12 protein-coding genes are annotated in these 16,921 nt (G+C 42.4%); 9 read left to right on the top strand and 3 right to left on the bottom strand.

The features are described 5' to 3' along the window. The coding region (locus tag ACRBG0_RS27455; RefSeq protein WP_431490029.1) for a M12 family metallo-peptidase at positions 1–1,882 on the bottom strand (1,882 nt) is incomplete at its 3' end. A 376-nt stretch (positions 1,883–2,258) separates the two neighbouring features. Here ACRBG0_RS27455 and ACRBG0_RS27450 point away from each other — a divergent pair. Beyond that, on the top strand, positions 2,259–3,104 hold the full coding sequence (locus tag ACRBG0_RS27450; RefSeq protein ID WP_431490028.1) for a hypothetical protein: 846 nt from the start codon (positions 2,259–2,261) through the stop codon (positions 3,102–3,104). A 15-nt stretch (positions 3,105–3,119) separates the two neighbouring features. Beyond that, positions 3,120–3,626: a hypothetical protein gene (locus ACRBG0_RS27445; RefSeq protein WP_431490027.1), complete on the top strand. Its 507-nt coding sequence runs from the start codon at positions 3,120–3,122 to the stop codon at positions 3,624–3,626. Here the strand turns inward: ACRBG0_RS27445 and ACRBG0_RS27440 are convergent. Continuing rightward, complete coding sequence (locus tag ACRBG0_RS27440) at positions 3,588–3,968, bottom strand: DUF779 domain-containing protein (RefSeq protein WP_431490026.1); 381 nt, start codon at positions 3,966–3,968, stop codon at positions 3,588–3,590. The two genes, ACRBG0_RS27445 and ACRBG0_RS27440, sit on opposite strands and share 39 nt — an antisense overlap. 71 nt (positions 3,969–4,039) lie before the next feature. Continuing rightward, entirely contained in the window at positions 4,040–5,563 is a 1,524-nt protein-coding gene (locus ACRBG0_RS27435; RefSeq protein ID WP_431490025.1) for an aldehyde dehydrogenase family protein, read from the bottom strand. Positions 5,564–5,812: 249 nt separating this feature from the next. Here ACRBG0_RS27435 and ACRBG0_RS27430 point away from each other — a divergent pair, with 249 nt between their 5' ends. The 7 genes from ACRBG0_RS27430 (at position 5,813) to ACRBG0_RS27400 (ending at position 16,653) form a co-directional block, all read left to right on the top strand. Beyond that, the gene (locus ACRBG0_RS27430) at positions 5,813–6,715 is read left to right on the top strand and encodes an AraC family transcriptional regulator (protein ID WP_431490024.1); all 903 of its coding nucleotides are present in this window, start codon (positions 5,813–5,815) and stop codon (positions 6,713–6,715) included. Positions 6,716–6,780: 65 nt separating this feature from the next. After that, the gene (locus ACRBG0_RS27425) at positions 6,781–7,980 is read left to right on the top strand and encodes a serine hydrolase domain-containing protein (RefSeq protein ID WP_431490023.1); all 1,200 of its coding nucleotides are present in this window, start codon (positions 6,781–6,783) and stop codon (positions 7,978–7,980) included. 15 nt (positions 7,981–7,995) lie between these two features. After that, the gene (locus ACRBG0_RS27420) at positions 7,996–8,694 is read left to right on the top strand and encodes a hypothetical protein (protein ID WP_431490022.1); all 699 of its coding nucleotides are present in this window, start codon (positions 7,996–7,998) and stop codon (positions 8,692–8,694) included. A 277-nt stretch (positions 8,695–8,971) separates the two neighbouring features. After that, on the top strand, positions 8,972–10,408 hold the full coding sequence (gene miaB / locus ACRBG0_RS27415) for a tRNA (N6-isopentenyl adenosine(37)-C2)-methylthiotransferase MiaB (RefSeq protein ID WP_431490021.1): 1,437 nt from the start codon (positions 8,972–8,974) through the stop codon (positions 10,406–10,408). Positions 10,409–10,481: 73 nt separating this feature from the next. Beyond that, entirely contained in the window at positions 10,482–11,783 is a 1,302-nt protein-coding gene (locus ACRBG0_RS27410) for a sigma-54 interaction domain-containing protein (RefSeq protein ID WP_431490020.1), read from the top strand. A gap of 23 nt (positions 11,784–11,806) precedes the next feature. Beyond that, the gene (locus ACRBG0_RS27405; RefSeq protein WP_431490019.1) at positions 11,807–13,138 is read left to right on the top strand and encodes a dihydroorotase; all 1,332 of its coding nucleotides are present in this window, start codon (positions 11,807–11,809) and stop codon (positions 13,136–13,138) included. A 179-nt stretch (positions 13,139–13,317) separates the two neighbouring features. Continuing rightward, on the top strand, positions 13,318–16,653 hold the full coding sequence (locus tag ACRBG0_RS27400; protein ID WP_431490018.1) for a WG repeat-containing protein: 3,336 nt from the start codon (positions 13,318–13,320) through the stop codon (positions 16,651–16,653). Positions 16,654–16,921 lie beyond the last annotated feature (268 nt).

The raw sequence follows: 16,921 nt of genomic DNA, 5'->3' as shown, positions 1-16,921 counted from the left end.
TCAAACCAGAGATGTTCATATAGCCATTGGAAGAATAGTTGGTGCCAATCCATGTGCCAGAACCACTTTGTCTGTACTGATAATCCGCAAAAGTTGCATTCCCATTGTAGTTCAATGTAGCTGTTGTGTTAGCAATATTACTTGAGCCTACCTCATTAGCAGCAGGAGCATTACAGCCGCCACCACCACCGCCGGTCGTCGTGAAGGTTTTAGAAGCTGACCATGCTGACCAATTTGATCCACACCATATATTGATTTGGTATTCGTACTGTGTTCCAGCAGTCAAACCAGAGATGTTCATATAACCATTGGAAGAATAGTTGGTGCCAATCCATGTACCAGAACCACTTTGTCTGTACTGATAATCCGCAAAAGTTTCATTTCCATTGTAGTTCAAGGTAGCCGTTGTGTTAGCAATATTACTTGAACCTACCTCATTAGCAGTAGGAGCATTACAGCCGCCATCACAAGGTGCACAAGAGCCACCGCAATCCACACCGGTCTCATTTCCATTTTGGATACCGTCATCACAGGTGGCACCGCCGCCGCCGCATCCCGATGATAAGCAACTTGCATTGGCTACACTATTGCGAGTAACATTTCCTGGCTGAGGGCCAAAACCTACATTGAAGCTGATTCCTGGACCACCCGCAAGATGGCAATAAGACATTATAGAACCACCGCCGGCAGGATAACCAGGAGATCCACAACTTCCTTCTACGGTATAGCACCCGTCAATAGCAGTATTATTCCCGTTCCATACACATGAATGTGTATGATAAGAACCCAATAAGTGTCCAAACTCATGGGTTATTACCCCCACAGACCATGAATAGGTGGGAGCCGCACTGTAAGTATTATAAATGGACGCAAAACAAAGGCTTAAATCTACATTGCTATTACAAAGTCCAGCATAGTAATTGGCTACACCACCACTGGCTCTGTAAGAAAGTAGAATTCCAAGGTCACCATTAATACTGTTGGTGTTAGCAGCGAAAGAATTTAGCATAGTGACACTGGTGCTACCATTATAGGGGCTGGCTACATTCCAAACTACTATCTGAGAAACAACTGTTGAAATTTGTTCATTAGCGTACAAGGTGCTTACCTGATTCATTAAACCAGTAATATAGTTTGTAGCACCCGCTGTGCCTCCCTTGTCATCATAGATATCTTTGTCCACTTCAACGTAAAACCGAACGCAATCACCCACGTCTCTGGCGTTTTCATCAAATTCAAGTTGTTCGTCGCGGTATACGCCCCCATCATACTCCGTACCACATTCAATACCTAAATCTGACAACACATTTGCATCGTCATAAATGATATGCTTTTGATTAGAAGTTCTGTCTTGGAGCTTTCCAATAACAAGGTTACCCTCGTCGGAACTTACAAGCCCTGTTACTTCATCCTTGTAAATACTGATGGCAGCGATTGAGTTATTGTCACCTTTAATAATGCCTCGATAGTGGAGCCCCGTGTTTACTTCAACAACGGAATTATCAGAACGCTGCACTACGGTGAAGTCTGAACTAAAAATGTCCACTGCGACAAGTTCTAGTTCCATGCTTTCCCTGAAATTAATGGGAATAGAAAGTGTCATAGCAGAAGGCATATCACGAATCAATACCGCCAATGCTTCATCATCAATATCAAAAAGATCATACTCTTCAACCTGCCTATCGACTTGAGCAAGGGTTCTGGAGGTTACTAGATCTATATTAAAAATATCTACTTCTTGAAAATAGGGTATCCTGTATTTTGATTGAGCTACAAGGTCAACTGGTTTTCTTGATTCTATTTGACTAAAACCGCTGAAAGCCAACATGGTTGCCAGTACAACCAAGAGAGATGTTTTTAATTTAATGTTTTTAATTTTCATGCTAGATGTTTTAATAAAATAAATAAACAAGCGGTTTTGTTAAGCAAATAATAAGTAGAAGCAACTACCTCCATTTCTTATTCATTTCTCTAATTTTAAGCTTGGCTCCGACGCTAAGGGACGGTTCCTTAGGCCATTTTGACAAAATGTAAAATCAAAGTGTAACTCGATGATGTATTAATAAGAAGTTGCTATCAAAACCATACCTTCAAGGTAGTTGATTACAATTGACAATAAATAAATTAGACAAGCAATGTGATGAGTTGGGCAAATTCTGTGACAAGGCGCTTTTTTTTGTCGAAATGCCGTTGAAATTATCATAATTATCTCCTTGTATTCATGACCTAGCGACTAAGTAGTCCCCCAATAAGCTAAAATGAAAATCATCCTATCCATAATATTGACTATCCTCTCTTGCACCTTATTTGGGCAGCAGTTAAGGTTTAATAACGAGCTTGTTGATACTATTTTCATTCAATCCCATGTAAGTAGCTATCAGTTTGACGATCAAGGCGCAACAAAAGGAAAAGCTGACGTAATTTCTATAACTTTCGACCTCGCAAGAAACCAGTATGTCATTGATCAGTGCTATCGAGACGAATACATACGTACCACGCGACCAGACACCATTAAAGTTGACACAAGAAACTATAAAGTAAAAATCGGAAGATCCATTAACACCAAAGAAATCGAAGCTTTGTTCACTTCTTTATCAACGCGTATAGACCAACAAGCGCTTTTTGAGCAAATTGACACAACTGAACTCAAAAAACACCTTACTGAGAAACAAATCCGTAGAGTCGCAAAGTGGTATGAGGTTGATTGGAAGTTTCGCAGGAGATATTCTACCAAAGAAGAGAATTCCGCGTTTTTTGAATCGTGCAAATCATTGGATACCCTAAAAACATACTTAATAGAAAGGTTTGATACTTCAGGATATGCTATAATTTCGGACTACTCAAGCACCATAAATATCAGAATTTCAACCCGCCAAACAGAATATAGGTTTGAAGGAAAGTATCCCAATCCGGTCAAGCAACCATGGTATAATCATACCGATACTTATCAACTATTTGGCCAAGCAGTACTAAATCTTAACATAAACCAGTCTTTAAGAAAACTCCTGCCAAAAGGTTTTTTACTTAAAGAAACAATTTCAACAGTAGCCTTAGTAGATGATTACATTGTTTGGTACCTTGAAAGGCGAGGCATGAAGTATTAATTACACCAACCACACATGCAAGTACCAAAAATAGAACTATCCATAATAGGTGGGCAACGAGGAGTACAGCTAAACACTACAGTATTCCCCATCATCTGCCCTAAATGCAACAACTATTTTGAAGAATTATACCACCATAAATCATCAAGATATGGCTTTGTCGGGACGGTAACATGTAATTGTGGAGAGAGGGTCAATTTGATTGACAGTGACAACTTAGTCGATTATATAAAGTGCCACACAGACAAAAAATCGGTGGTCTTGGACTTTGGAAAACTATTTCAGTTAGAACTAAAAAACATAAAACAGCTAAAAAAACAATTAGGCTATGACCTATTTGAGCATCACATAAATGAAACGATAGCCTTGTCTGACTTGGTTGAAAGTATAGAAAAAGAAACGGGAATCACGGCAACTTCTATTAAGAGCAAAATCCCATTGCCCGTAGAGGTAAAAAAATGGATGGCCTTATTAAGGGGGCCCTCACTCCCCATAAACACCTTGGCGAACAGGAGCCAATGAAGCCTCCTCATCAGCAGCATACAAGCGAGACTTTATCACAAAACGGATACCCATTGGTATTTCTAAAGAGAAACTTGCGCCTCTTCCTTCTACCACATCGACTGTTAGCTGCGTGTGTTTCCAGTATTCAAATTGGTCTTTTGACATATAGAAATCACAGTGGTGTACTTTTCCAAGCCAAATATCAACTTCGTTAATCATTAAATCCCCTTTGGGAAAACACATGGGCGAGGAACCGTCACAGCAGCCGCCACTTTGGTGAAAGATTAACTCACCATGTTCTTCTCGCAATTGATCAACTACCTTTTCAGCTTTCGCTGTCATCAATACTCGTTCTATCATTTTATAGTATTTAATAGGTATCGGATTCCTAAAAGGAACCCGATACCGTAGAGGCTTTTTGGGGGAATTTCCTAAAAGAAGCCTAAAGCATTTTTATCATAAGAAATCAGCATATTTTTGGTCTGACGATAGTGGTTGAGCATCATCTTGTGGGTTTCACGACCGATACCCGATTTTTTGTAACCACCAAACGGCGCATGAGCAGGGTAAGCATGGTAGCAATTCACCCAAACCCGGCCAGCTTGTACAGCTCTTGATATCTGATAAGCTTGGTGCATATCTCTGGTCCATACACCTGCTCCTAAGCCATAAAGCGTGTCATTTGCAATTTCAAGGGCTTCCGCTTCATCCTTGAAAGTCGTGACACAAACTACAGGGCCAAAAATTTCTTCCTGGAAGACCCGCATCTTGTTGTTACCTTTCAATATCGTTGGCTGAATATAGTAGCCACCTTCCAAGCCGTCATTTACAGCCGCAGCACCACCAGTCAAAACCTCACAACCCTCTTCTTTTCCGATCTTGATATAATTCAAAATCTTCTCATATTGGTCATTAGAAGCTTGCGCGCCCATCATGGTACTTGGGTCAAGGGGGTGACCTAGTTTTATAGCGTTTGTTCGTTCCACTACGCGCTCAATGAACGCATCGTAAATACTCTCCTGTACCAGAATACGCGAGGGGCAAGTACAAACTTCTCCCTGGTTGAGGGCAAACATTACCGCTCCTTCCAGACATTTGTCGAAAAAAGCATCGTCGGCATCCATTACGCTTTCGAAGAAAATGTTAGGCGATTTCCCTCCTAACTCTAGCGTTACCGGAATAATATTTTTAGAAGCATACTGCATAATCAGTTGCCCGGTAGTCGTCTCACCTGTGAACGCAATCTTATTGATCCGAGGACTAGAGGCCAATGGCTTCCCTGCTTCAAGGCCAAATCCATTCACGATATTCAATACACCATCTGGCAGAATCCCTTGGATTAATTCTGCTAAAATCATGATCCCTACAGGCGTTTGTTCTGCTGGTTTTAGTACCACGCAATTACCTGCAGCCAAAGCCGGTGCAATCTTCCAGGTGGCCATCAGGATTGGGAAATTCCAGGGAATGATCTGCCCAACCACACCTAGTGGCTCAAGAACATTCATTGAGATAGTGGAAGAATCTAATTCACTTACCGATCCTTCCTCTGCTCGGATCACACCTGCGAAATAGCGAAAATGATCAATCGCCAGCGGCATATCCGCAGCTGTTGTTTCTCTAAGCGCTTTTCCGTTGTCCCATGTTTCTGCACGAGCCAAAACCTCTAAGTTTGCTTCCATTATGTCTGCAATCTTCAGCAGCATATTACTTCTTTCGGTAGCAGAAGAAGTATTCCACTTAGGAGCAGCAGCCCATGCCGCATCAAGAGCCAGGTCAATGTCTTCTGCCGTAGATCGTGCTATTTTTGTAAATGCCTTACCGTCTACAGGGGAAATGTTTTCGAAGTACTGTCCTTTTACCGGGGCAACCCATTTACCTCCGATATAATTATCATATTGATTTTTGAAAGCTGGCTTTTCAATCGCAATACTTTCAACTGTTGCTACATCACTCATGTCTTTCGTGTTTTTAGATTAATAATTTTATACCTTTTTTCCTTTACAGGAGAAATTAAAAATTGACATATTCTGTTGATGTAAAATTATATTCGCTAGATTACTTTGCGTTGTCGAATCCTATCAATCATGTGAACAATCCTTGCAAAGTGACTGTGTTTTCTGCTTTTACCCATGAAAATTTTGAATAACACATCGTTTTATTGATCTTTATTGGGTAGTTTGATAGATATCAGAAATTAGTACTGAATGTTGTTACCTGATAAGTTTTTAAAAAATCGTCGGCTGGAAACGCTGGTAGAAAATCAGACTTCTTATGCTGTTGAAAGTGCAGCTATGCACATTTTTGAAACTCATCAAGAAGCAGAGCAAATTCTACTTAGGTTTAATGAGCCAGTGCTGGCAAGTATGCTGGTTGGTAAAAAGGTGATGCACCTGGAGAACATGACTGCTTTTGATTTCTTGCCTGGAGAATCCCTGGTTTTACCTTCCAACGAAGTGATGTGTATTGATTTTCCAGAAGCGCAGATGGATAATCCGACGAAGTGCCTTGCAATGACCATTGCAGAAGATAAGATTAAAGAGACCGTCAATTTCTTAAATGAAAGCCGAGCGAAAATAGATGACGAATGGCAATTTACAGATTACAATTTCCACTTCACCAATGACATTGCTATTCAGCAGATTATACATCGCCTGTTATTTCTGTTTACAGAAGATCATCTCTCCAAAGATGTTTTTGCAGATTTCATGCTACGCGAGCTGATTATCCGAATTTTACAAACTGAGGCAAAAAAAATATACACGGAAAAAACGATGCAGCTAAGCAGTACTCATCGCTTGGCTTATATTATTGAGTATATTAGAAAAAATTTAAGCAAAAACCTAAGCATCAAGGAATTAAGCGACAAGGTGTTTATGAGCGAGTCGAATTTTCATAGGGTTTTTAAAAACGAGTTGAACATCTCTCCTGTCGATTTCATCAATAATGAACGAATCAAATTAGCGACAAGCCTATTGCAAGACCCCAATAATAAGATCAAAGACGTCTACTCAGCATGTGGCTTTAATAGTTTATCCTACTTTATCCGAATGTTTAAAAGGAAAGAGCAGCTTTCGCCGAAAGAGTATCAATCTAAATTGCAGCGATAATACTGAAACATTAATTATTTATCTTTGCCCGCATGCTGCACAAAGTCTTGATAGAGTACCGATAAATGGATAATAGGATAACCATAATATTACTCCTAAGCCTCTCTCTACTAGGATGTAAAGGAAAAGACACGACATTAGCTCAGGAAGATAAATTTGAATGGAAGAATTCAGCCTGGGATCATAATGAGTTTAAATCAGCTATTGATTCTCTTAGTTATAAGATAGATAGTGGCGAATATGGCTTTATTGATGAAGTGTTTATTTCAAGAAATGACTCGATCGTTTATCAAAAAGAATTCAACCTCAACTATACAGATATTAGTAAAGGAATAAGAGGCAAAATGGGGTGCGGTAGTAATGCCTGCGAAGATTCAAGTAAAATACATATTTACAACTACTATCACCCAAAGTATCATCCCTATTATGTTGAATCAAATATGCATACGCTTCAATCTATCACCAAATCTGTTGCAAGTACCATTGTAGGTGCAGCAATTAACAATGGTGATTTAGCAAGTGTCGAAGCGCCTGTTTATCAATTCTTCACCAATTATGAACTAACAGATTCCTTGAAGCGTCACCTTGAAGCAACAACCATCAAAGATGTCCTGACCATGCAATTAGGGTTGGTGTGGAAAGAGTTTGGTATGAGCCTAGAAATGGAAACCAATGTTAGTGAAATGGAACTGACAGAAGATTGGATAAGGTATATTTTAAACCAACCTATAGAAACAACACCAGGAAATAAGTGGAATTACAATAGTGGAGCAAGTCAATTGTTGGCTGAAATAATTAAAGGTGCGACTAGTCAAACAATTGAAGACTATGGCAATCGAGTCTTGTTTGAAAAGTTAGGCATAGATGCGTATTATTGGAAGAAAACGCCCCTGGGGTTACCAGACACAGAGGGAGGGTTATATCTAAATGCGGAAGACTTAGCAAAGATTGGATTATTGCATCTTCAGGATGGTATTTGGAATGGAGAAAGGCTTTTGCCTAAAAACTGGGTCAAAGAAGCATTTGACAGACAAGTCAAGGATATTTATCAAGATGGAGGGAAAGAAGGGTATGGTTATCAATGGTGGATAACAGGAGATGAACCACCCCTGGCTGTCGGATTAGGATATGGGAATCAAATTCTGGTAATTATTCCAGCACAAAATATAGTAGGCGTCGTTTATGCCTGGAATGTTTTTGATAATAAAGCCAAGTATATTTTTAGAGACTTTGTTGATGTCTTGAACACAGCAGACAATTACTAATCTTACATTCCGCTTATGATAGATTTATCTCATGCTGAGGATCAAATTCACTGTGTCACGAGCTTTCAAGACCTCGTTTCCACGTCTTTTCATGGGAAAATGAATGCGATTTGTTGGAACCGTAAACTAGTAGGTGATTTTTCTGAGATTGTTAAAAAGGTGGAACTAAGTGAAAATATAGTAACACTTGATCAAGAGCAACTTCATGGACTTGAGTTGAGTGAACAGGGGCAGCTCGCTCGTGAAATTCTTTTAAATGACTTGAATATACTGGAAGCGTATGGCGCAGCTCCAACCCTTAATATTATCAAATGTTATGAGAGGGATGATAGCTTCCCGTTTTTGCCAACCGATGTTTATTCTTTTCATGTAGATCGATCCCCTATACCAACCGACACCTTTTTATGTACTTATCATGGCGAGTCGAGTGATATATTACCAAACTCACAAGGCACACAGAAAATACTTATTCCTGAAATACGTGATCAACTCAAAAAACTCTATGATGGAGCAGAGGAAGGTTTCGAATCTTTTTTAAGTGAATATTTTTTTGATCTACACTACCAGGCTAAACCTACGGCACACCCTATCAACCTAGGCATTGGTCACTTATGGAGGTTGGCCATTGATCATCCTGAAAGCCAGGTTCCTCCTTGTCTTCACCGTGCGCCGAAGGAAAAAGATGGACAGCATCGGTTGTTGTTGATCTGTTGAATATAAAATTCCCTGTCCCCTATTTAATACTTTATATAAAAGTGATAAACACAGCATTTTTCTGAATGCTACGTGTTTGTATGTTTTACTCAAAGATACCGTGCAAAGAAAATTTTAAATGAGTAAAATTTATTATCACTTCAGTAAATTGAGCCAATATAACTCCATCCAGAAACCCTGATTACCAAGTTCTTCCACGACCCCTCCTAATTCCTCCTCTCCTAGTGACAAATTGTCAGGTAAAACCCTTATCTTTGCCGCCGCAAAATGAGGAAGTATGTATAATGACAATCCTACCCTGGAGGGCATCACCAAGCATGTGGATGAAACCAAGCAGGGAGAAGTATTTTTTACAGAAGGAAAGAAAGGTGACAAGCATTTCTATATTGAAAGCTATGGTTGCCAAATGAATTTCAGCGACAGCGAGATTGTTGCCTCTATTCTAGGAGAAGCTGGCTATCAGCCAACCCGCAATATGGAAATCGCTGACCTCATCCTGATCAACACCTGTTCTATCCGGGAAAAGGCAGAGGATACTGTGCGCAAACGCTTGCGTATTTTCGATAAAGTAAAGCGCCAGCGCCCTGGCACCATGGTCGGTGTTCTCGGCTGTATGGCGGAACGCCTAAAGAGCAAATTCCTCGAAGAAGAGCAGTTGGTAGACCTTGTGGTAGGGCCAGATGCTTATCGCGATCTCCCCAACTTGGTTGCAGGAGCGGAAGAAGGCGACAAAGGTGTCAATGTATTCTTGAGTCGTGAAGAAACTTACGCTGATATCAGCCCGCTGCGCCTCAATAGCAATGGCATCACCGCTTTCATTTCTATTATGCGAGGGTGTGACAATATGTGCTCATTTTGCGTTGTACCCTTCACGCGTGGCCGCGAACGTAGCCGTAGTGCTTTCAGCGTTATTGCCGAAGCAACCGATCTGTTTGAACGTGGTTTTCGCGAGGTAACCCTCTTGGGGCAGAATGTAGATAGCTACAAATGGGAAAACCCAGAAACGAATACCACCGTTAATTTTGCGGATTTGCTCAAAATGGTCGCGCATGTTCACCCCGACCTGAGAATTCGTTTCAGTACCAGCCACCCCAAAGACATCACCGATGATGTACTCCATACGATGGCCAAGTACGAAAACATTTGCAAGTATATCCATCTTCCTGTACAATCTGGCAGCAGCCGTGTACTGGAATTGATGAACCGCACCTATACCCGCGAATGGTACATGGATAAAGTACGTCGGATTTACGAAATCATGCCTGACTGTGCTATCAGTTCTGATGTAATCGCCGGGTTCTGTACAGAAACAGAAGAAGAGCATCAGGAAACATTGAGCGTGATGGAGTTTGCAAACTACAGCATGTCCTACATGTTCTTTTATTCTGAACGGCCAGGAACAGTGGCAGCACGTAAGTATGAAGATGACATTCCACTGGAGGTCAAAAAACGCCGTTTACAGGAAATTATCGACCTGCAAACTCCAATGAGCTACCGTCACAATCAGAAAGACATTGGCAAGACGTTCAAGGTTTTAATTGAAGGAGAATCCAAGCGTTCAGATGCCGATTGGAAAGGAAGAAATTCTCAGAACAAGATGGTCGTTTTTGCCAAGCAGGGCGTCCACTCAGCAGGTGACTACGTTTACGTAAAAATCAATGAAGCAACCAGTGCTACCCTGATCGGTGAAATGGTTGCCGGGCCTGGTGCCTAATATCAAAGAGCGTTCAACGCAGCAAAAGTGGAGCTAAAGTTCCAATTATTTTTTGCGCAATATAAAGAGCAATATGGCTGATCAAATTCAGCGGATTAAACAGAGGTATGGAATCATTGGCCGCACAGAGGCTCTGGATCGTGCACTCGATACTGCGCTACGAGTTGCCAGTACCGACCTGAGTGTGCTCATAACGGGTGAGAGCGGGGTTGGTAAAGAAATCTTTTCGCGAGTTATTCACGACAACAGTCCTCGTAAACACGAAGGCTTTATCGCTATCAACTGTGGTGCGATCCCCGAAGGAACCATCAACTCCGAGCTGTTTGGTCATGAAAAAGGCGCATTCACCGGAGCGGCTGGAGAACGTAAAGGTTACTTCGAGACTTATGATGGTGGCACTATTTTTCTGGATGAAATCGGAGAAATGCCACTCAATACGCAAACCTTCCTGTTGCGGATACTAGAGTCTGGGGAATTTGTACGGGTGGGTAGCAACAAGGTTCAAAGAACCAGTGTACGCATTATAGCCGCCACCAATGTCAACCTGCGGGAAAACGTCCAGAAAGGCAAGTTTAGAGAAGACCTTTATTTTCGACTAAACACAGTGCCTATTCAGCTACCGCCACTGCGGGAACGGCGCGAAGACATCTACCTCTTATTCCGGAGATTTGCCCTTGATTTTGCGGAAAAATATCGATTGGAACCCCTGGAATTAACACAGGATGCACGCCAATTGTTAGAAAATTATAGCTGGCCAGGTAATATCCGTGAACTCAAAAATGTTGCTGATCAGTTAAGTATTCTCTCCGAAGAACGTAACATTGATGGCGTTGCTCTTCAGCGAAAGATGCCGCAACTCAACCAGCGCCACCTTCCCTCAATAGCAGGGCCTAGTGGTGCTGACGGCCTCCAAGAACGAGAGATCCTTTACAAGGTTCTATTTGATATGAAAAAAGACCTCAATGATCTTAAATCATTGGTGTTTGAACTCATCTCGACCAACAACCTGGAAATGCCCGATGCGCAGCAAATGAAGAACCTCCGCCTTCCCGAAGGCAGCAGCACTGCTAGTGTTATTCAGCGCATGGAAGAAGAGTATCCTGAAAGCCACACTCCTTCATCACAACCGAACTACCCTCCCAGAAATTTTCCAGAAACTGATGGTGACTATGAACCAATCATCCTGAGTAATAATCAGCGGCGGCAGTATGATGAGAGTGAAATAGTAGAAGAGAACCTGAGCTTGGAGGACAATGAACGTCAGCTCATTAACAAAGCCCTCGAAAAACACCAGGGCCACCGCCGAGAAGCAGCACTGGATTTAGGTATTTCAGAAAGAACCCTCTATCGTAAGATCGAAAAATACGGTCTGTAAAAGAGAAGCAAAAATAGTACATCATGATGTTGATCAAGCAAGCCCGTATCGTTAATCGGGGCACCATTACTGAAGGAGATATCCTCATTAAGAACGGGAGAATCGTAAAAGTAGGCCGCGACATCTCAGCTCCCGAAGCAAAAGTAATCGATGCTAAAGGTCAGCTTGCCATTCCTGGTATTATTGATGATCAAGTACATTTTCGCGAACCCGGATTGACCCATAAAGGGGAAATTTACACCGAAGCCAAGGCGGCTGTCGCCGGAGGGACAACCAGCTTCATGGAAATGCCCAATGTTAAGCCTGCTACCCTTACCCAGGAATTGCTGGAAGCCAAATACCAACGTGCAGCACAGTGCTCTTTGGCGAACTACTCTTTCTACATGGGCGCTTCTAATGACAACATCGAAGAAGTCCTTAAAACGAACTCCAAGAACGTCTGTGGCGTAAAAATATTCATGGGTTCCAGTACCGGCAACATGCTGGTGGATAACAGAAAGACCCTTGAGAACCTGTTTTCTAAAGTACCTATGCTCATTGCCACCCACTGTGAAGATGAAGCAACTATTCGTGCCAATATTGCCAAAGTAAAAGCAGCTTATGGAGAGGATGTACCTATGGAATTGCATCCGATCATCCGTTCTGTAGAAGGTTGCTACAAATCTTCTAGTATGGCTGTTTCTTTGGCTAAAAAGCATAATACTCGCCTGCATATCCTGCACATCTCCACAAAGGATGAGTTGGCTTTATTCCGCAACGACATTCCACTCGAAGAGAAGCGTATTACCGCTGAAGTATGCGTGCATCATCTCTTTTTCAACAGCGAAGATTACGCTACCAAAGGAGTTAATATCAAGTGGAACCCTGCCGTTAAAGGTCGCGTTCATCAAGAGGCATTGTTTCCTGCTTTGCTTAGCAATAAGCTCGATGTGATTGCAACCGATCATGCCCCTCACCTACCGAGCGAAAAAGCCAATAGCTACTTCAATTGCCCATCAGGAGGCCCCTTGGTACAGCATGCACTAAATGTTATGCTCGACTTTTACCACAAAGGCCAAATAAGCATTGAAAGGATAGTAGAAAAAATGTGTCACGCCCCAGCCGTTTGCTACGAGCTGGAAGATCGTGGCTACCTGGAAGAAGGCCAGTGGGCAGATATAGCCCTGGTCGATGAGCAGGCTAGCTGGACCGTAAAGCCTGACAATATCCTCTACAAATGTGGTTGGTCTCCATTCGAGGACTACACCTTTAAGGGTAAGGTAAATACAACCATTGTAAGCGGCCACTTGGCCTATCATGAAGGAAAGTTTGATGAGACGCAGTGGGGGCAGCGGCTGACTTTTGATCGGGATTAAAAAGTAGAAGAGGTTACAAATCCCCACAAAAACGCCCCTTCCGTAAATGGGCCCTCCTATTTAACAGTAGTACGCTAAAATTTAGATAATTTAGGCCGTTCGTTTACGTTAATATATCTGTTCAAAAAATGCCCGCTTGGCTTGTTATCCCGGCGTTTTACAGATTGCTAAACCCTCTTATGCCGCTTAATAGATTATCTATATTCTTGCTTTGTACCCTGCTCAGTTGGTCTCCCCTGCTGGCGCAACAGTTCTTTCCAGTCAAGCTCAATAAGCAATGGGGCTTGATCAATACTTCCGGGCAATTGGTCCAACCGGCTATTTATGATGCCATCGGAGAATTTAAGCACTTTGGGTATGCAGTTATGCAAAAAAATGGCCTCGTTGGCTTACTAGGCCCCAATGGAAAAGAGAGCTTACCCGCTCAATACGACGATATTAAAGTACTCGACAACCGGCTGGTAGCTGTGATGGAAAACAGCGAATGGCGTGTTATCAATCACCTTGGCGAAACAGTGCTCGACAAAGGGTATCAAAGGGTTCAAATTTTGACACCTGGCTTTTTAAAATATCAGACAAAAGGAAAATGGGGTTTGATAAAAGACAATGGAGATCAGGTCATTGCCTCAGAATACGACAAGATAGAGCTACAGGATGAACATTACTTTCTTACGCAAAAAGCAGATCAGTTAGGCTTGGTCAATAAGAAAGGAACGATCTTGATTCGCGATATAGCCACTGACATTAAAGTCAGTGAAACAGGCTTGATCTTTTACAGGAAGGGGCGTTTTTGGGGGGCAGTCAGTGAGGCTGGGACCGACGAAATACCCGCCGTTTACGAATCCTACCAAGTTCTTAGCAAAGACTTCATCAAACTTTTCGCCGGAGAGCAAAAACACTTTTACTCGCGTACCTGTGCCGCATTAGTCAAGCCCAATAAGTACAATGATTTCTATGCTTTCTCTGCTGATTTCGTAGTTGCTAAACAAGGTCAACGACTCGGATTACTAAATGCTTGCGGCCATCAGGTATTACCACCTCTTTATCAAGAAATTCAAGCTTATGGCCCTGGCCTTTTCCGCGTCAATTTTGACGGAAGCTGGGGAGTTGTCAACGAATACAACCAAGCCATTATTCCGCTGGCTTATCAGTACATCTCTCCCATGCAGGAGAACGTCTGTATCGTCAAACAACAGCAATTATATGGGGTGCTCAATGTTCATGGTGACACCTTGGTCCCCATTGCTTTCAACCGCATAGAACTGGCCCCGCAAGAGGCAAAAGCCTACCGAAATACAGCCAATGGCCAAGAAGAATTGTCCTTTTTTTCGTTCAGTAAAGAAGGAAAGTTGCTTGAGAATGATCAATTCAACCAGCATGTCCGAATAAAAATAACCGGCGCAGAGGAAACCGTCACCACTAAGGGAGAAGACACGGCCGATTATCAATTAAAAACCTTTGAATGGTTTTATGAACCTACAACAGATCGCTGGGGATTAAGAAATATTTTCACTGGAGAAGTACAAGTAGAACCTACTTTTGACTTTATCAAAGTTGATAAAGAACTAGGATATACAATTGTAGGAATATGGAAATCAAATGATTACGAATTCGAGCGTAGTAGCTTTAGATTTGATATGATCTTTGGCCTAGTCCTTAATGACTTGGGAATTTTGGTTACAGAAGTAGATTTCCTCGACTTGCGACTAGAAGATTTCCGCGAAGGCTACCCTACTGCACGGGTTGTTTTTTCTAACGGCCGCCACGGATTAATAGATCAAATTGGGAGAATCGTCAGAAAGGACATCACCTACATTGGTGAATTTGAAGATGGCCTTGCTCGCGTAAGTTTCACAGGCAAGCTTACTGGTAGCCGCACACCGGTGCACGCTCTCGGCCAGTTAAGAACCTACCTCAATGGTATTCTGTCGCCTAATTACATGCTTGACTATACTCAATACGACCAATTGTTTCAACAAAATGCCTCCCTCACTTGTGAAGGCTGTGAATGGGGCTATATCGACACGCTTGGGCAAGTAAAAATTAAACCCGCGTATAGTTATGTCGAAAAAATGCTCAACGGTGCTGGTCTTGTCAATTGTGAGGGGAAATGGGGCATGGTCAATACCGAAGGCCAAGAATTGATTACCTGCCAGTACGATAAAATAGAATTCCTGAAAAGCACCGGCAACACGATGGTCAGGGTTTATTTAGAACAACCCAAATATGGATTGATCGACACCCTTGGGCAGCTTACGGTGAGTGCTATTTATGAAGAAATCGGCTCTTTTTCCGATGGACGATTAGCCGTAAAGAAAGATAATCGCTGGGGTTTTGTCGACCGCAACGGGCGAGAAGTGATCCCCTGCCGCTTTCAAGAAGTCCAAGATTTTAGTGAAGGAAAAGCCGCTGTAAGAATTGGCAACACCTGGGGCTTCATTGATATAGATGGTGATACCGTCATTCCTTTTCAATACCATGAAGCGGGGAATTTCAGAACCGGACTGGCTTGGGTAAAGAAAGATAAGCAAGTAGGCTTCATTGATGAAACAGAAGCTTTTGTAATCGCCCCCAGTTATGATCAAGCCTTCGATTTCCAGCAAGGAGTCGCACGAGTGATCATTGATCAAAAATATGGCTTAATTGATCAGACAGGTCGTTTTTTGGTACGCCCACGGTTCGCTGAAATCAGCGCTTATGACGATCATGGGCTGGCTATCATGAAGCACGGAAAAGACCAAGCCAATTACGGTTTAATCAATACCAATGGGCAAATAATTACCAATACGGATTATAAAATGATCCACCCATTTAGGGAGTCTTTAGCCAAGGTAAAAACTCGCCAAGGCTATGGATTTATTGATACGACCGGCCGAGTTGTAATTTCTCCTGAATACAGTAAGGTTGGTGATTTTCATGAAGGCCGCGCTATGGTACAGCGCAATAACAAGTGCGGTTATATCGACCAGACTGGAACCCTTGTAATCCCTTGTGCTTATTCACGCTGCCAGGACTTTAGCGGAGGCCGTGCTGTTGTTTACCAAGGCATAAAAAACGCAGGTATCATTGATCTTGATGGCCAATTGATTGTAGCTCCCAGCCTGGATCGCCTCCTCGAATTCCAGGAAGGCCGCGGATTGATGCGCGACGAGAAATACCGCTTCTATTACATCACCGAACAGACCAACCTCTATGATGGCTACTATGAACGAGCCAGCGCTTTCCGGCACGGCGTAGCTGTTGTGCAAATTGATGGCAAATGGGGCATCATCAACCAGAAAGGAATTGAAATCATCCCTCCAAAATACGACCATATTGATTCCTTCGAGGGTGGATACGCTAAGGTAAAAATTGAAGGCTATAACGGCCTCAGTAACCTAAACGGCGACTTGATTGTACAACCCAACTACGAATTCATATCCTACGCCGGCGAAGGCCTTTTCCGAGTAGAGCAGGGTGACAAAATTGGTTATTTCGATAGCGAAGGAAAATGGGTTTGGGAGTTGAATAAGTAATATGAGATTTAGGAGTGGGATCAAGAAAAACACCTCGGAGAAGTGTAGAAATGTTAATTTCTAACGTCATCGCTCATGTTAGTTTCCCAACTATCCCGACCTCCTTGGTCGGGATTATATGAAGCTGGTCCCCCGGCCAGCAATCAAGATTAGCCCATTTTACGCTGGTCAGAAGACCAGAAAGATAAGGCATCGTAGTCTGGAGACTACGACAAGCCTACATAATTAAAATGTGTCCCAACTGCTCGGACTGAAGTCCAGCCTACGC

The organism is Lewinella sp. (assembly GCF_050633125.1).
Lineage (GTDB): Bacteria > Bacteroidota > Bacteroidia > Chitinophagales > Saprospiraceae > Lewinella.
Note: the sequence above shows the minus strand (reverse complement) of the source record. Positions and strands in the feature narration are given on the sequence as shown.